The sequence below is a fragment of the Agromyces soli genome (genome assembly GCF_022811605.1).
Taxonomy (GTDB): domain Bacteria; phylum Actinomycetota; class Actinomycetes; order Actinomycetales; family Microbacteriaceae; genus Agromyces; species Agromyces soli.
Genome location: NZ_CP094533.1, coordinates 2,041,232 through 2,056,656, shown reverse-complemented (window position 1 = coordinate 2,056,656; position 15,425 = coordinate 2,041,232). Strand labels below are relative to the sequence as shown.

Here is a 15,425-nt window from a genome sequence, read left to right as displayed (position 1 = left end):
GAGATGGAAAATGACTCGAACGGTGTTCCCGGGGCGCTACACGGCCGCGCCCGAGCGGGAGACGATCACGGTGTTCCTCATCGGCATGCGCGCGAACCGCTGGTGGCGCCTGCCCCGGGTGCAGCGGGTGGCGAAGCAGATGCCGCGCATGCTCCGCCACCTCGCGACGCACCCGGAGTCGGGCATGCTCGGCTTCGAGAGCTGGGTCGGCCGCACGACGATCCTGCTCTCCTACTGGGAGAGCCCCGAGCACCTGCAGCGCTTCGCCGCAGACCGCGAGGCCCCGCACCTCGAGCCCTGGCGCGAGTTCATGCGCACGGCGCTCGGCACCGGGCACGTCGGCGTGTGGCACGAGACGTACGAGGTGCCCGTCGCGGACGCCGAGGCGGTCTACGCCGACATGCCCGCGTTCGGCCTCGCCAAAGCGACCGCGCACGTGCCCGTGGGGCCGGGGCAGAACACGGCGCGGCAGCGGCTCGGGCGGGCCGGGCACCGCGCCGCCTGAGCCAGGGGCGCTTCGACGGGCTCAGCGAACCATGGCGAGCTCAGCGAACCAGGCTCAGGCGAGACGCAGCTCGGCGGCCTTCACGACGTTGGCGAGCAGCATGGCCCGGGTCATCGGACCGACCCCGCCGGGGTTCGGCGACAGGTGCCCGGCGACCTCGGCGACCGCGGGGTCGACATCGCCCGTCAGCCGGCCCTTGCCGGTCTCCTCGTCCTGCACGCGGGTGATGCCGACGTCGAGCACGGCAGCGCCGGGCTTGATCCAGTCGGGCTGCACGAGGTGCGGCACGCCGACCGCTGCGACGACGATGTCCGCGCGGCGCACCTCGGCCGCGAGGTCGCTCGTGCGCGAGTGCGTGAGCGTCACCGTGGCGTCGAGGCCCTTGCGCGTGAACAGCAGGCCGAGCGGCCGGCCCACGGTGAGCCCGCGACCGATCACGGTCACGTGGCGCCCGCGGATCGGCACCTCGTAGCGGTGCAGCATCTCGACGATCCCGGCCGGCGTGCACGGCAGGGGGGAGGCGAGCTCGCCCTCGATGCCGAGCACGAGCCGGCCGAGGTTCGTCGGGTGCAGGCCGTCGGCGTCCTTGCCCGGGTCGATGGCCTCGAGGGCGGCGTGCTCGTCGAGGCCGGCCGGCAGCGGCAGCTGCACGATGTAGCCGGTGACCTCGGGCGCGTGGTTCAGCTCCCGGATGGCCGCCATCACGTCCGCCTGCGTCGCCGAGGCGGGCAGGTCGATGCGGATCGACTCGATCCCGACCTCGGCGCAGTCGCGGTGCTTGCCCGCGACGTAGGAGCGCGAGCCGGGGTCGTCGCCGACGAGGAGCGTGCCGAGGCCCGGCACGATCCCGTGGCTGCGCAGGCTCGCGATGCGGCCGGCCAGCTCGGACTTCACGGCGGCCGCGGTCGCGACGCCGTCGAGGGTGATGGCGGTCATCCGGTTGACTCCCTTACTGCTGGAGGCCGGGGTACAGCGGGAACGCGGCGGTGAGCTTCTGCACCCGCTCGCGCAGCGCGGCGACATCCGCACCGCCCATGAGCACCTCGGCGATGACGTCGGCGACCTCGGTGAACTCGGCGTCGCCGAAGCCGCGGGTGGCCAGCGCCGGCGTGCCGATGCGCAGGCCCGAGGTGACCATCGGCGGGCGCGGGTCGAACGGCACCGCGTTGCGGTTGACGGTGATGAGGGCCTCGTGCAGCAGGTCTTCGGCCTCCTGGCCGTTGATCTTCGAGTTGCGCAGGTCTGCGAGCACCAGGTGCACGTCGGTGCCGCCCGTGAGCACGTCGATGCCCGCGGCGCGCGAGTCGTCGGCGGTGAGGCGGTCGGCGAGGATCGCCGCGCCGCGCAGGGTGCGCTCCTGGCGGTCCTTGAACTCCGCGGAGGCGGCGATCTTGAACGCCGTCGCCTTGGCCGCGATCACGTGCATGAGCGGGCCGCCCTGCTGGCCGGGGAACACGTTGGAGTTCAGCTTCTTCGCGAGCTCGGTGTCGCGCGAGAGGATGAAGCCCGAGCGCGGGCCGCCGATGGTCTTGTGCACCGTCGAGGAGACGACGTCGGCGTACGGCACGGGCGAGGGGTGCAGGCCCGCGGCGACGAGGCCGGCGAAGTGCGCCATGTCGACCCAGAGCTTCGCGCCGACCTCGTCGGCGATCTCGCGGAACGCGGCGAAGTCGAGGTGGCGGGGGTAGGCCGACCACCCGGCGATGATGACCTGCGGCTTGTGCTCGAGCGCCTTCTCGCGGACGACGTTCAGGTCGACGAGGAACGTCTCGGGGTCGACGCCGTAGGAGACGGCGTTGTAGAGCTTGCCCGAGAAGTTCAGCTTCATGCCGTGGGTGAGGTGGCCGCCGTGGGCGAGCTCGAGGCCGAGGATGGTGTCGCCCGGGGTCGCGATGGCGCTCAGCACGGCGGCGTTCGCCGTGGCGCCCGAGTGCGGCTGGACGTTGGCGTACTCGGCGCCGAACAGGCTCTTCGCCCGCTCGATCGCGAGCGACTCCGCGACGTCGACGTACTCGCAGCCGCCGTAGTACCGGCGACCGGGGTAGCCCTCGGCGTACTTGTTCGTGAGCACGGAGCCCTGGGACTGCAGCACCGAGACGGGGACGAAGTTCTCGCTCGCGATCATCTCGAGGTAGTCGCGCTGGCGACCGAGCTCGAGCTCGAGCACCTCGGCGATCTCGGGATCGACCTCGGACAGCGGGGCGTTGAAGACGGATTCGGCCAAGACTGGCTCCTTCATGACAGGTACGGACCAAACGAGGGTGCTGCCTCGCGCGACTCGCGCCACGAGGCCTCCGTACCGGCCCAGGCGTGCGGTCGATGCGTGCCAGTCGCTCCCCGATGGTGACCATCTCAACGCCAGTCGCGACGGAGCAAGCATAGCAATGGATGCCGCCTCGCCGCGGGTGTTGCGAACGCCGTCGTCGTGGCAGGATGGGGCGCGGGAGTAAAGATCCCTCACAAATGGTCGGTGCGCCGACCCACTCGACGACGAGGACCCGCGCATGAGCATCGCCGCCCGCACCGCACGACTCGTCGCCGCCGCCCTGACCATCGCGCTCGGCTCGGCCGCCCTGGCCGGCTGCGCGCCGCAGCAGAACGGAGCCGACGTGCCCCGCATCATCCCCGACCCGGCCTCCCTCGAGCAGCTCGACGCCGAACCGTTCCGTCTCGATGAGACGAGCCGGGTGCTCGTCGTCGGCGAGGCGGGCAGCGCGCCCGAACTGCTCGCCGCGCAGCTGCGGCTCGCCACCGGCGCCCCGGTCCCGGTCGTGAGCGGCAGCGAGGACGCGGCCGGCCCGGCCGACATCCTGATCGCCGTCGAGGACGGGGCGGCCGAGGCATCCGTCCCCGCCGCCCCGACCGCAGAGGGCTACCGGCTCACCACCGGCGCCGACGGCGCCCGGATCGAGGCGGCGAGCCCGATCGGCGCGTTCTGGGCGACCCGGAGCCTGCTGCAACTGCTGCCGCCCGCGATCCTGTCTTCGGGCGAGGCACCTGGACCCCGGGACGGCTGGACCGCGCCCGCGGTGCGCGTCGACGACGTGCCGCGCTTCGCCTACCGGGGCGCGATGCTCGACGTCGCGCGGCACTTCCTGCCCGTCGCGGACGTCGAGCGCTACCTCGACCAGCTCGCGATGCTGAAGCTCAACGTGCTGCACCTGCACCTGACCGACGACCAGGGCTGGCGCCTGCAGATCGACGCCTGGCCGGAGCTCACCGGCATCGGGGCGTCGACCTCGACGGGCGGCGACGGCGGCGGCTTCTACACGAAGGAGGACTACCGGCGGCTCGTCGCCTACGCGGCCGAGCGGCACGTGACGATCGTGCCCGAGATCGACCTGCCCGGGCACACCAACGCGGCCCTCAGCGCCTACCCCGAGCTGAACTGCGACGGCGTCGCCCCGGCCCCGTACGAGGGGCTGGAGGTCGGCTTCTCCTCGCTCTGCGCGGCCCCCGAGCGCGCCGAGGCCACCGACCGCTTCCTCGCCGAGGTCACCCGCGAGCTCGCCGAGCTGACCCCCGGCCCGTGGATCCATCTCGGCGGCGACGAATCGCTCGCCACGAGCGAGGCCGACTACCTCGAGCTGGTGCGCCGGATGACCGCGGCGGGCGCCGCCACCGGCAAGACGATCATCGGCTGGCACGAGCTCGGCGCCTCGCCGGAGCTGCCGACCGGCACCGTCGGCCAGTACTGGGACTACGTGACCCCGCGTACGGAGACCGGCTCCGCGGCCGACGTGCGCTCCTTCCTCGACCAGGGCGGCCGCATCGTCTTCTCCCCCGCCGACGCCGCCTACCTCGACATGGTCTACCCCGACGCCCCGAGCTTCGAGGGCCGCCAGCTCGGCCAGGACTGGGCCGACGGCGACACCTCGCTCGCCGAGGCGTACGGCTGGGACCCGGCCTCGATCGTCCCGGACGTCCGCGACGACGACATCCTCGGTGTCGAGGCGCCGATCTGGACCGAGACGATGCGCACCCTCGAGGAGGTCGAGTTCATGGCCTTCCCGCGTATCCTGGCGATCGCCGAGATCGCGTGGTCGCCGGCCGCCCCAGGCGGGCGGGACGAGGCCGCGTTCTTCGGCGCCGTCGCCGGCTACGGCGCGCGACTGGAGGCGATGTCGGTGCCGTACCACCGCATGCCCGAGGTGCCCTGGCGCGAGTGAGCGCGGCGCCGCCGCTCGGCCGGCGCGGGCTCCCCTGGGATGACGCGGAGGGAGGATGAATCTCGCCGATTCATCCTCCCTCCGTGCGGATCGCCTCCGCGCGGGCGCGGGACCAGCCCAGCCGCGCCGCGCCTACTTCACGCTGCCGGCGGTGAGGCCGCCCACGAGGCGCTTCTCGATGAGCATGAACAGGACGACGACCGGCACGATCGCGACGATCGAGACGCCGAACACGTACTGCCAGCTCGTCTCGTACTGACCGACGAACTTCGTCAGCGCGACCGAGAGCGGCTGGTTGCCGGCCGTCGAGAGGATCACGAGCGACGCCGCGAACTCGTTCCAGCACGCCACGAAGGTGAACACGATCGCGGTCACGATGCCGGGCCAGACGAGCGGCAGGTTGATCCGGAACAGCACCGTGAGCCGGCCCGCGCCGTCGATCTGCGCCGCCTCGTCGATCTCCTTCGGGATGCCCGCGAAGAAGGAGTGCATGATCCACACCGCGAACGACAGGTTGAACGCCGCGTTGATGAAGATCATCGCCGCCCAGGTGTCGATCAGCCCGAGCGTCGCGAACTGACGGAACAGACCGGAGGTGAGCACCGCGGGCTGCAGCATCTGCGTGACGATCACGAGGAAGAGGAACACCATCCGCCCCGGGAAGCGGAACCTCGCCGTGTAGTACGCGGCGGGCAGTGCCACGAGCAGCACGAGCAGCGTCGCGAACACGGCGATCACGATCGTCGAGATCAGGTTCTGCGGCAGCGGCGTCTCGGGCGTCGACCACATGTTGACGTAGTTCTCCCAGTGCCACTCCGTGGGGAAGTAGGTGGGATCGACCGAACGGATCTGCGCCTTCGTCTTCACGGAGCCGAAGAACATGATCGTGTACGGGAGGATGAAGATCGCGAGCACGACGAGGCCGGCGAGCATGCGCAGCAGCACGCGGCCGAGCGGCACCTGATCTTCGGTGTAGCGGCGCTTGCGCGCGGGTCCGCGGTCGCGTCCGCCGGGCGAGCGCTCGGCGTCGACGGAGAGCATGGCTCGGGTTTCGGTGACGGTCATCGCTCAGACCTCCCTGGTGGGCTTGACGACCTTCACGTACACCGCGACGATCACGATGACGATGAGGAAGGCGACGACCGACAGCGCCGAGGCGACGTCGACCTTGTGCTGGTTCTGGATGTACTTGAAGATCATCGTCATGATCGTGTCCGCGTCGTAGCCGGGGATCGATCCGGTCATCACCTTCAGGATCGGCAGCGAGTTGAACACGTTGATGATGTTGATCAGCACGGCGACCGACAGCGCGCCGCGCAGTTGCGGCAGCACGACCGTGAAGTAGGTGCGGGCGGGGCTCGCGCCGTCCATCTTCGCGGCCTCGATCGTGTCGCCCGGCACCGTGGCGAGGCCGGCGAGGATCGTGTACGTCGTGAACGGCAGCGACACGAAGATCGCGATCACGATCGACCAGATGAAGGCCGTCGTCGGGTTGCGCGTCCAGCCGTAGCCCTCCGGGGTGTCGATGAGCCCGACGTCCACGAGGAACTTGTTGATCACGCCGAAGTACGGCTCGAGCCCGTAGTAGACGACCATCGTCGTCATGACGACGGAGGCCGCCCACGGGATGATCACGACGAGGCGCACGATCCGCCGGCCGGGGAACGCCTTGTTCAGGATCTGCGCGATGCCGAGCGAGATCAGCACGGTGAACACGACCACCACGACGACCCAGACGATGGTGCGCAGGAAGATCGGCCAGAAGTAGGGGAACGAGAACACCTCGACGTAGTTGTCGAAGCCGACGGATCCCTTGTCCACGCCGGACTGCGAGATGTCTCGGGTGGAGTTGTAGAACATCACCCCGGCGGGGAACAGCACGACGCCGAGGATGAGGGCGAGGGCCGGGGCGATCCAGGGCAGCGCCTTGGCGAGGTCGCGCCCGCCGGGCTTGCCGCGGGCCGAGCCGGCCGGGGCGTCGCCCGTGCGGCCGGCACCCCCGGTGCGGGGGCGGCCGGTGGCCGCCCCCGCGGGGTTCGATGACGTATCGGTTGTGGAGCTCATGGTGCGGTGGTCACCGAACCCTTCCGTGGTGAGTCGGGGCTCAGCCCGCGTCGGCCTGCGCCTGGATCTCGGTCAGGACGTCCTGCGCCGACTTCGTCTGGATCTGACCGAAGAGCGACTTGAACGCACCGTCCGCGGCGGACCACTTCGGGTTCGTCGACGGGTAGAACTGCGCGTCCGGCAGCACGTCGAGGAAGGGCTTCAGCGCCTCCTCGCCCGAGAGCGCCTCGGCGCCCGACTTCGTGACCGGCAGGAAGCCCTCCGTCTGCACCCACGGCACGTACACGTCGGCCGAGTAGTAGTAGTCGAAGAACTTCGTGATGGCGTCCTTCTTGCTGTCGTCGTTCTTGAACGCCATCAGCTGGTCCATGACGCCGAGCGTGAACGCCGAGCCGTCCTTGGTCGGGATCGGCACGATCGAGTAGTCGAGATCGGGGTTGTTCTCCGCGATCTGACCGACGGTCGGCGGGAGGCCGACCTGCATGCCGATCTTGCCCTGGACGAAGATGTCCATGAGCGGCGACCGGTTCGTCGAGCCCGGGTCGGCCTGCGTGGCGCCCGCGTCGATCATCTTCTTGATCTGCTCGGCGCCCGGCAGGTTCGCCGGGTCGTCGATCGTGAGCGTCGAGGCGTCGCCGAAGCTGCCGCCACCGCCCCAGAGCCACACGGCCGCCTCGGCCTGCGCCTCCTCGGAGCCGAGCGGCATGCCGTAGCCGGCGACGCCGCCGCCGAGCTTGGAGACCTTCGTCGCCGCGTCGAGCAGCTCGTCCCAGTTCTTCGGCGCAGCCGCGACCCCGGCCTGCTCGAGCAGGGCGTTGTTCACGAAGAGCGCACGCGCCGAAGCGATGAGCGGCAGGGCGTAGGCGGTGCCGTCGACCTCGGCGTTCGCGAGGAACGCGTCCTGGAAGTCGGAGTACGTGTCGGACGAGACGACGTCCTTGGCCGGGTAGAGCAGCTCGTCGGCCGCGAAGCCGGCGAAGGGGCCGCCGTTGTAGATGTCGGGCGCCTCTCCACCCTGGATCTTCGTGGCGATGACCGATTCGAGGTTGTCCCAGGACTGGACCTCGAGCTCGACCTTGATGTCGGGGTTGGCCTTCTCGAAGCCCGAGATGACGTCCTCCCAGAGCCCCTGGGTGTTGTCGGAGTAGCTCGGCACGAGCAGGTTCAGCGTGGTCTTGCCGGAGGCGTCGCCCCCGCTCGATCCGCCGCCGAAGCCGCACGAGGCGAGCGTCAGCGTCGCCGCGGCGGCCAGCGCGATCGCGCCGAACCGGTGGGACTTCTTCATGTGTGCTTCCTCACTGTGTTGGTGGTGCACAGCCGCAGAACGCTTCACGCGACAGTGCGTGCATTCAGTCCGTCGGATGACGGGTGGTGAATGTCCCTCCGGAGAACCGATCAGTTTCGCCCAGACGGTGCTCGAAATGATGGCCGCGGCCGTCGGCACCCGTCAAGAGGCGTCCCCGGATCGTTATCCGAATTTGTTCGGAAACTATACATACCGTCTCTATCGGCCACAACACCAGTGCTGCTTGCATTGACATGATTGCGCAGGGCATGAAACGATCATTCGCGAGCATTGATGCGTCGTCAGCCGAGCCGAACGAGCACGCCCGACGACCGAGCACGGAGGAGCGACACGGTGACCGACCCCACCACCCCCCAGCCCGTCGGCGGAGCGCACATGGCCGCCGAACTCGGCTCGCAGCCGGAGACCTGGGCGCGGGCCGCCGGGCTCCGCGCCGAGCAGGCGCTGCTGCCCTCGGCCGGGGCGCGGATCGCCGTCATCGGCTGCGGCACTTCGTGGTTCATGGCGCAGTCCTACGCCGCGCTCCGCGAGCATGGGGGCCACGGCGAGACGGACGCGTTCGCCGCATCCGAGGCCTTCGTCGACCGCGGGTACGACGCCGTGGTCGCCCTCACCCGCTCGGGCACCACGACCGAGGTGCTCGAGCTCGTCGAGCGCCTCCGCGGCCGAGTGCGCACGATCGGCGTGATCGGCGACCCCGGCTCCCCGCTCGTCTCGCTCGTCGACGACGCCGTGCTGCTCCCCTTCGCCGACGAGCAGTCGGTCGTGCAGACGCGCTTCGCCACCACCGCGCTCGCGCTCTTCCGGGCGAGCCTCGGCGAGAACCTCGACGGAGCGATCGCGGATGCCTCGGCGGCCGTCTCCGCGGACCTCGACCCCGCCCTCGTCGACGCCGAGCAGTTCAGCTACCTCGGCCGCGGCTGGACCGTCGGCCTCGCCCACGAGGCGGCGCTGAAGATGCGCGAGGCCTCCCAGTCGTGGACCGAGTCGTACCCGTCGATGGAGTACCGGCACGGCCCGATCGCGATCGCCGCGCCCGGCCGGGTCACCTGGCAGTTCGGGGCGGCGCCCGAGGGGCTCGCCGCCGACGTCGCCGCGACCGGCGCCCGCTACGAGACGAGCACGCTCGACCCGATGGCCGACCTCGTCCGCGCCCAGCGCGTGGCCCTCGCCCGGGCGCGGGCCAAGGGACTCGACCCCGACCGCCCCCGGAACCTCTCGCGATCGGTCATCCTGAATCCGTGAACCGATCCTCCGACCTTCCCGCCGTCGGGCCGGCCCCAGTGGGCACCGGTCCGGCGGTGCTCGCCTTCGACGTCGGCGGGACCGACATCAAGGCGGCGCTCTTCGACGACGCCGGGCGCGTGCTCGGCCTCAGCCGGACGTCGACCCCGCTCGAGCCAGGGCGCACCGCCGCCTCCGTGACGCGCCGGCTCGGAGAGCTCTCCCGGGAGCTGCGCGCACGCTTCCCCGGGGTCGAACCGGTCGCCGCGGGCGTCGTCGTGCCTGGCATCGTCGACGCCGAACGCGGCGTCGGCGTCTTCGCCAGCAACCTCGGCTGGACCGATGCCCCGATCCGGGACCTCGCGGCGCGCGAGATCGGTCTGCCCGTCGCCTTCGACCACGACGTCCGCGCCGCGAGCTGGGCCGAGCACCGGCTCGGCGCCGCCCGCGCCTTCGACGACGTCGTCGTGCTCGTCATCGGCACCGGCATCGCCGGATCGCTCATCCTCGACGGCCGTCCGCACACCGCCGGCGGCTACGCGGGCGAGATCGGGCACTCCCCCGTCGCCGACGGCCCGCGCTGCGCGTGCGGGGCGATGGGCTGCCTCGAGGCGATCGCCTCCGCCGGCGCCATCGCGAGGCACTACGTCGAGCGCTCCGGACGCCCCGCCGACGGGGCCCGCGAGGTGCTCGCGCTGGCGGCCGGCGGCGACGCCGAGGCATCCGCGGTCTGGTCGGAGGCGCTCGACGCGCTCGCCTTCTCGATCGCCCAGCTCACCGCGGTGCTCGCGCCGCGCGCCGTCGTGATCGGCGGCGGACTGTCCCGCGCCGGCGACGGCCTGTTCGGCCCGCTCCGCGAGCGGCTCGACGCCCGGCTGAGCTTCCACCGCCGGCCCGAGCTCGTCCCGGCGGAGCTCGGCGAGGACGCCGGACTCCTCGGCGCCGCGCTCATCGCCCGCGAGCTCGATGGCGACGCCTCGGCGGGCGACGTGGATGCCGCGGATGCCGAGGCCGCCGGATGATCGTCACCGTCACGCCGAACCCCGCGCTCGACCTGACCTGGCGCGCCGAACGCGTCGTGCCCGGCGGCTCGCACCGCGTCGACGCCGCACTGGCCCGCGCCGGCGGCAAGGGAGTGAACGTCGCCCGGGTGGCCCACGCGCAGGGTGCGGAGGTCCTCGCCGTCACGACCGCGGGCGGCCCGGTCGGCGAGGAGTTCGCGAGCGAACTGCGCGCGAGCGGGGTGCCGCACCGGCTCGTGCCCGTGGCTGCGGAGACCCGGCGCAGCGCCGCGATCGTCGACGAGACGCTCGGCGACACCATGATCTTCAACGAACGCGGCACGAGCCCGAGCCCCGCCGAGTGGGCCGCCCTCCTCCACGAGGTGCAGGCGGCCCTGCCCGGCGCGGGTGTGCTCGTCGTCTCAGGAAGCCTGCCTCGGGGCGCCGATCCCGGGCTCGTGCCGCGACTCCTCGGCCTCGCCGCGGAGCGCGGCCTGCCTGTCGTCGTCGACGTCTCCGGCCCCGCGATGCTCGCGGCCGCGGCGGCCGGCGCCGCCCTGCTGAAGCCCAACCGGGCCGAGCTCGCCGACGCCACCGGGCTCGACGACCCCGTCGACGGCGCGCGCGAACTGCTCCGGCTCGGCGCCCGGCGCGTGCTCTGCTCCCTCGGCGCCGAGGGCCTGCTGCTCATCCGCGCCGACGCCCCGCCGCTCCGCGCCCGCCTGCCCGAGCCGCTCGCCGGCAACCCCACCGGCGCCGGCGACGCCGCGGTCGCCGCCGCCGCCGTGCTGCTCCACGACGACCCCGACGTCGACGACGAACGGCTGCTCGTCGCGGCCGCGTCCTGGTCGGCCGCCGCCGTGCTCGCTCCCGGCGCGGGCGAGATCTCGCCGCGGCATCCCGAGCTCGCCGCCCGCCTCATCGTCGACCGCCTCGCCGGAGTCTGACAGCCCCGCCCACCGAAAGGCCACGCATGCCCCTCGTCCCCGCCGCCGAGCTCGTCGGCGCCGCCGCCGCGGCCGGCACCGGCCTCGGCGCCTTCAACGTGATCCACCTGGAGACGGCCGAGGCGCTCGTCGCCGCGTCCGAGCGGGCCGGGCTGCCCGTCATCCTGCAGCTCTCCCAGAACTGCGCCGACTACCACGGCGCGCTCGAGCCGATCGGGCTCGCGACCCTCGCAGTCGCCCGCCGCGCGGCGACGCCCGTGGCGGTGCACCTCGACCACGCGGAGCGCGAGGAGCTCGTCGACGAGGCGATCGCGCTCGGCTTCGGTTCGGTCATGTTCGACGGCGGCGCCCTGCCCTATGAGGAGAACGTCGCGGTCACCGCCCGGGTGACCGCGAAGGCGCACGCCGCCGGGGTCTTCGTCGAGGGCGAGCTCGGCGAGGTCGGCGGCAAGGACGGCGCGCACGCGCCCGGCGTCCGCACCGACCCCGCCGAAGCGGTCGCTTTCGTCGCGGCGACCGGCGTCGACGCCCTCGCCGTGGCCGTCGGCTCCTCGCACGCGATGACCGACCGCACGGCCGCCCTCGACCTCGACCTCGTCGCACGCCTGCACGAGGCGCTCCCCGTGCCGCTGGTGCTGCACGGCTCCTCCGGCGTGGCCGACGAGGAGATCGCCCGGGCGATCGCCGCCGGGATGACCAAGATCAACGTCTCCACCCACCTGAACGGGCACTTCACGCGCGCCATCCGCGAGGTCCTCGCCGCCCGGCCCGATATCGTCGACTCCCGGAAGTACGTGCGCGAGGGCCGGGAGGCCGTCGCCGTCGAAGCGGCGCGGATGCTGCGGAACTTCGCGCTGACCGAGGGGTGACCATGAATCGTGCCGAGCGGCTGAACGCGGTGCTCGACCTGCTCGCGGACGGCGGACGGGTCGAGGTGGAGGAGCTCGTCGAACGCCTCGGCGTCTCGCCCGCGACCGCCCGCCGCGACCTCGACACGCTCGCCGAGCAGCAGCTGCTCACCCGCACGCGGGGCGGCGCCGTCGCGCAGACCGTCGCCTACGACCTGCCGCTGCGCTACAAGAACCACCAGCGCACCGACGAGAAGGAACGCATCGCCCAGGTCGCGAGCCGGCTCGTGCCCGCGGGCGCCGTGATCGGCCTGTCCGGCGGCACGACGACCACCGCCATCGGCAACGCGCTCGCGATGCGGCCCGACATCATGGAGCCGTCGCCGACGCCGAACCTCACCGTCGTGACGAACGCGGTGAACATCGCGACCCAGCTCGCGACCCGGCCGCAGATCAAGCTCGTCGTCACGGGCGGCGTGCTGCACCCGCGCAGCTACGAGCTCGTCGGCAGCTACGCCGAGCAGGTGCTGAACTCGGTGACCGTCGACATCGCGTTCATCGGCGTCAACGGCATCGACCCGGTCAAGGGCCCGACGACCCACGACGAGCGCGAGGCCGCGGTGAACCGGCTGATGGCCACCCGCGCAGGGCGCGCGATCATCGTGGCGGACTCCTCGAAGCTCGGCCGCACCGCGTTCGCGACGATGGGCGGGCCGCGCCTGTTCCCGCTCGTCATCACCGACTCGGGGATCACGAAAGAGCAGCGCGACGCGCTCGCCGAGCACGGCTACGAGGTGCTGGTCGCCGAATGAGCGTCGTTTCCCGCGCAACTAGGCTGAACGCGTGAGCACCGCGCCCGTCGTCATCCACTCGGCCCGCCTCGTCACCGATGCGGAGACCACGCCCGACGCCTGGGTGCGTTTCGAGGACGGCGTCGTCGCCGCGCGCGGCCTCGGCGAGGGCTGGCGCACCGAGCTCGCCGCCGGCACCGAGGTGGTCGACGCGGCGGGCGGATGGCTCGCGCCCGGCTTCATCGACCTGCACTGCCACGGCGCCGGCGGGTCCTCCGTCGACGACGGCCCGGAGGGCGTCGAGCGCACGCTCGAGGTGCACACCGCGCACGGCACGACCCGCTCGGTGCTCTCGCTCGTCACCGCCCCCGTCGGGGTGCTCGCCGATCGGCTGCGCATGATCTCGGAGCTCGCGACGCACGACCAGCGGATCCTCGGCTCGCACCTCGAGGGCCCGTTCCTCGACCATGAGTTCCGCGGGGCGCACGATCCCGAGCTGCTGCGGCGGGCCACCCTCGCCGATGTCGACGCGCTGCTGGATGCCGCAGGCAGCACGCTCCGTCAGATCACGATCGCCCCCGAGCACGACGGGGCCGCCGACGCGATCACCCGCTTCGTCGATCAGGGCGTCGCCGTCGCCGTCGGACACACGGGGGCGGACTTCGAGCAGGCCCTCGCCGCCTTCGACGCCGGGGCCTCCATCCTGACGCATGCCTTCAACGGCATGCGCGGCATCCACCACCGCGCCCCCGGCCCCGTGGTGGCCGCGATGCACGCCGATCACGTGACTCTCGAGATCATCAACGACGGGGTGCACGTGCATGCCGACGTCGTGAAGCTCGCCTTCTCCGGCGCACCGGGTCGGCTCGCGCTCATCACCGACGCCATGGCGGCCACGGGCGCGGCCGACGGCGAGTACATCCTCGGTTCGCTCGAGGTCGTCGTGCTCGACGGGGTCGCCCGGCTGAAGCACGGCGGCTCCATCGCCGGTTCGACGCTGACGCAGGACGTGGCGCTGCGACGTGCCGTGCTCGACTGCGGCATCCCGCTGAACGAGGCGATCGGCGCGTTGACGTCCACGCCCGCCGCCGCGATCGGCCGGGCGCACGAGCTCGGCCGCCTCGACCGCGGCTTCGCGGCCGACGCCGTGCTGCTCGACGACGAGCTCGCCGTGCGGGCCGTGTGGGGCGCGGGCCGCACGCTGGTGCCGTTCACCGGCTGACCCCGGGGTTGGTTCGCCGAGCCTGTCGAAGCGCACCGAGGCATCCCTCCTGCCGTCTCCCGGCTCGACCGGCTCGATCTCGACCCGTCGCGGACATTCCGCGGTCGTGCGGACATGTCCAAGTGACGGTCCGAGACGACGTGAGGATGGACACATGGATGACGCACGGCTCGATTCGCTGCTCCGGGAGAGCGCGCCGCCGATCGCCGGACGAACCGCGCGGCTGCGCGAGGCGTTGAGCGCGGTGGGCGCGGAGGCCCGCGTGACGCGCCGTCGGCGACGCGGCTGGGCGCTGACCGCCGGGCTGAGCGGACTCCTCGTCGTCGCGAGCGCCGGCGCGGCGGCGGCTTCACCGGAGGTGCGGCAGTGGTTGGGTTGGACGCCCGACCGCACGATCAGCTACCTGAGCACGGAGGGCGAGGCGTGCACGGCCGCGTTCCGGCTCACGTATCAGCAGAAGCAGCACGGCCTCGTGCACTCCGAGGCTGAGGTGTACGAGACGGCGATGTCCGCCGCCGACCGGCTCGATCTCACCCCGGCCCGCATCGCCGAACTCGTCGCCTCCCAGCGTGCCGAGCTCCAGGCCGCCGACCCGGCATCGCCATGGCTCGCGCTCGACGCGGGCGACTTCGAGGACTGGACGGTCTCCGAGACGCTGAACGACGCGCTCGGCCTGGCGTTCGCCGAGCGCGGCATCGTGCGGGTCGACGTCGCCAGCTCGGTCACGTGCGAGCGGGCAGGCCGGTGAGCCGCCGCGCAACTCGCGACGGCCACGTCGAAGCGGCGATCGCCGCCAACCTCGACGATCTGCTCGCCTACGCCGAACGCCGCGCCGTCGACCGTGGCGACGCCGCCGATGCGCTCGGCGACGCCCTCGAGATCGTGTGGCGACGCAGCGCCAAGCTGCCCACGGAGCCGCTCGCGGCTCGGATGTACCTGTTCGGCGTGCTGCGCAAGGTGATGCTGAACACGAACCGTTCCCGACGTCGGGGCAGCGCGGCGGTGCAGCGCTTGCACGTCGAGCTTCAGGCTGCGCCGCCCGAAGAGGTCGAGGTGCGGCTCGACGTGGCCGCGGCGATCGCGGCGCTGCCTCCCGAGCACGCCGAGCTCGTGCGGCTGGTGCACTGGGACGGGTTCTCGATCGCGGATGCGGCGGCGCTGCTCGGCGTGAACCCGTCCACCGCGCGCGGCAGGTACGCGTCGGCCCGCGCAGCCCTGCAGGCGGCGCTTACCGAGCACGGACGAGTGCGCTGAGCCTGTCGAAGCGCGCCGCGTCCCATTCGACGAGCTCAGGGACCCAGGGCCCGGTGGACCGGGTTCGGAGGCGTGTTCCCCATCGCCTCCGAAG

General features: G+C 72.2%; 15 protein-coding genes and 1 riboswitch. Of the genes, 10 read left to right on the top strand and 5 right to left on the bottom strand.

Annotated elements, in window-relative coordinates; translation table 11 throughout:
- The first annotated feature begins 10 nt into the window (after positions 1 to 10).
- The gene (locus MTP13_RS09895) at positions 11 to 505 is read left to right on the top strand and encodes a DUF4188 domain-containing protein (protein ID WP_243567560.1); all 495 of its coding nucleotides are present in this window, start codon (positions 11 to 13) and stop codon (positions 503 to 505) included.
- 54 nt (positions 506 to 559) lie between these two features.
- Here MTP13_RS09895 and MTP13_RS09890 read toward each other — a convergent pair whose 3' ends face one another.
- Both MTP13_RS09890 and glyA read right to left on the bottom strand, forming a co-directional pair.
- Positions 560 to 1,441, bottom strand: coding sequence for a bifunctional methylenetetrahydrofolate dehydrogenase/methenyltetrahydrofolate cyclohydrolase (locus tag MTP13_RS09890; protein ID WP_243567559.1), 882 nt, complete (start codon positions 1,439 to 1,441; stop codon positions 560 to 562).
- 13 nt (positions 1,442 to 1,454) lie between these two features.
- Complete coding sequence (gene glyA, locus MTP13_RS09885) at positions 1,455 to 2,744, bottom strand: serine hydroxymethyltransferase (protein WP_243567558.1); 1,290 nt, start codon at positions 2,742 to 2,744, stop codon at positions 1,455 to 1,457.
- A gap of 56 nt (positions 2,745 to 2,800) precedes the next feature.
- A riboswitch (ZMP/ZTP riboswitch) is annotated at positions 2,801 to 2,881 on the bottom strand.
- Between the two features lie 128 nt (positions 2,882 to 3,009).
- On the opposite strand from glyA, the gene MTP13_RS09880 reads away from it, so the two are divergent.
- Positions 3,010 to 4,674: a beta-N-acetylhexosaminidase gene (locus tag MTP13_RS09880; RefSeq protein ID WP_243567557.1), complete on the top strand. Its 1,665-nt coding sequence runs from the start codon at positions 3,010 to 3,012 to the stop codon at positions 4,672 to 4,674.
- 132 nt (positions 4,675 to 4,806) lie between these two features.
- On the opposite strand, the gene MTP13_RS09875 is transcribed toward MTP13_RS09880, so the two are convergent.
- From MTP13_RS09875 to MTP13_RS09865, 3 genes are read right to left on the bottom strand one after another with little or no spacing between them, the layout of a single operon-like run.
- On the bottom strand, positions 4,807 to 5,739 hold the full coding sequence (locus MTP13_RS09875; protein ID WP_243567556.1) for a carbohydrate ABC transporter permease: 933 nt from the start codon (positions 5,737 to 5,739) through the stop codon (positions 4,807 to 4,809).
- Positions 5,740 to 5,742: 3 nt separating this feature from the next.
- Entirely contained in the window at positions 5,743 to 6,738 is a 996-nt protein-coding gene (locus MTP13_RS09870; protein WP_243567555.1) for a carbohydrate ABC transporter permease, read from the bottom strand.
- A gap of 40 nt (positions 6,739 to 6,778) precedes the next feature.
- Positions 6,779 to 8,023 carry an extracellular solute-binding protein gene (locus MTP13_RS09865; RefSeq protein WP_243567554.1) on the bottom strand — a complete coding sequence of 415 codons (1,245 nt, stop codon included), beginning with the start codon at positions 8,021 to 8,023 and terminating at the stop codon, positions 6,779 to 6,781.
- Between the two features lie 396 nt (positions 8,024 to 8,419).
- On the opposite strand from MTP13_RS09865, the gene MTP13_RS09860 reads away from it, so the two are divergent.
- From MTP13_RS09860 to MTP13_RS09825, 8 genes are all read left to right on the top strand, one after another.
- Positions 8,420 to 9,289, top strand: a complete 870-nt coding sequence (locus tag MTP13_RS09860; protein ID WP_243570801.1) for an SIS domain-containing protein — start codon at positions 8,420 to 8,422, stop codon at positions 9,287 to 9,289.
- Positions 9,286 to 10,290 carry an ROK family protein gene (locus tag MTP13_RS09855; protein ID WP_243567553.1) on the top strand — a complete coding sequence of 335 codons (1,005 nt, stop codon included), beginning with the start codon at positions 9,286 to 9,288 and terminating at the stop codon, positions 10,288 to 10,290. Before MTP13_RS09860 ends, MTP13_RS09855 begins: the two co-directional genes overlap by 4 nt.
- A complete protein-coding gene (locus MTP13_RS09850; protein ID WP_243567552.1) occupies positions 10,287 to 11,216 on the top strand; it encodes a 1-phosphofructokinase family hexose kinase in 930 nt (309 codons plus the stop codon). The genes MTP13_RS09855 and MTP13_RS09850 overlap by 4 nt, the downstream gene beginning before the upstream one ends.
- A 26-nt stretch (positions 11,217 to 11,242) precedes the next feature.
- Complete coding sequence (locus tag MTP13_RS09845; RefSeq protein WP_243567551.1) at positions 11,243 to 12,085, top strand: class II fructose-bisphosphate aldolase; 843 nt, start codon at positions 11,243 to 11,245, stop codon at positions 12,083 to 12,085.
- 2 nt (positions 12,086 to 12,087) lie between these two features.
- The gene (locus MTP13_RS09840) at positions 12,088 to 12,876 is read left to right on the top strand and encodes a DeoR/GlpR family DNA-binding transcription regulator (RefSeq protein ID WP_243567550.1); all 789 of its coding nucleotides are present in this window, start codon (positions 12,088 to 12,090) and stop codon (positions 12,874 to 12,876) included.
- Positions 12,877 to 12,907: 31 nt separating this feature from the next.
- The gene (gene nagA, locus MTP13_RS09835; protein ID WP_243567549.1) at positions 12,908 to 14,077 is read left to right on the top strand and encodes an N-acetylglucosamine-6-phosphate deacetylase; all 1,170 of its coding nucleotides are present in this window, start codon (positions 12,908 to 12,910) and stop codon (positions 14,075 to 14,077) included.
- Between the two features lie 154 nt (positions 14,078 to 14,231).
- Positions 14,232 to 14,825 carry a hypothetical protein gene (locus MTP13_RS09830; RefSeq protein ID WP_243567548.1) on the top strand — a complete coding sequence of 198 codons (594 nt, stop codon included), beginning with the start codon at positions 14,232 to 14,234 and terminating at the stop codon, positions 14,823 to 14,825.
- Positions 14,822 to 15,331, top strand: a complete 510-nt coding sequence (locus tag MTP13_RS09825; RefSeq protein ID WP_243567547.1) for an RNA polymerase sigma factor — start codon at positions 14,822 to 14,824, stop codon at positions 15,329 to 15,331. The genes MTP13_RS09830 and MTP13_RS09825 overlap by 4 nt, the downstream gene beginning before the upstream one ends.
- Positions 15,332 to 15,425: the final 94 nt, after the last annotated feature.

Bases quoted from the DNA above. Each gene is read 5' to 3' on its own strand.
- glyA (WP_243567558.1), bottom strand. From the start codon at position 2,744: ATGAAGGAGCCAGTCTTGGCCGAATCCGTCTTCAACGCCCCGCTGTCC.
- MTP13_RS09845 (WP_243567551.1), top strand. From the start codon at position 11,243: ATGCCCCTCGTCCCCGCCGCCGAGCTCGTCGGCGCCGCCGCCGCGGCC.
- MTP13_RS09890 (WP_243567559.1), bottom strand. From the start codon at position 1,441: ATGACCGCCATCACCCTCGACGGCGTCGCGACCGCGGCCGCCGTGAAG.
- MTP13_RS09895 (WP_243567560.1), top strand. From the start codon at position 11: ATGACTCGAACGGTGTTCCCGGGGCGCTACACGGCCGCGCCCGAGCGG.
- MTP13_RS09830 (WP_243567548.1), top strand. From the start codon at position 14,232: ATGGATGACGCACGGCTCGATTCGCTGCTCCGGGAGAGCGCGCCGCCG.
- MTP13_RS09840 (WP_243567550.1), top strand. From the start codon at position 12,088: ATGAATCGTGCCGAGCGGCTGAACGCGGTGCTCGACCTGCTCGCGGAC.
- MTP13_RS09860 (WP_243570801.1), top strand. From the start codon at position 8,420: ATGGCCGCCGAACTCGGCTCGCAGCCGGAGACCTGGGCGCGGGCCGCC.
- MTP13_RS09865 (WP_243567554.1), bottom strand. From the start codon at position 8,023: ATGAAGAAGTCCCACCGGTTCGGCGCGATCGCGCTGGCCGCCGCGGCG.
- MTP13_RS09875 (WP_243567556.1), bottom strand. From the start codon at position 5,739: ATGACCGTCACCGAAACCCGAGCCATGCTCTCCGTCGACGCCGAGCGC.
- MTP13_RS09870 (WP_243567555.1), bottom strand. From the start codon at position 6,738: ATGAGCTCCACAACCGATACGTCATCGAACCCCGCGGGGGCGGCCACC.
- MTP13_RS09850 (WP_243567552.1), top strand. From the start codon at position 10,287: ATGATCGTCACCGTCACGCCGAACCCCGCGCTCGACCTGACCTGGCGC.
- MTP13_RS09880 (WP_243567557.1), top strand. From the start codon at position 3,010: ATGAGCATCGCCGCCCGCACCGCACGACTCGTCGCCGCCGCCCTGACC.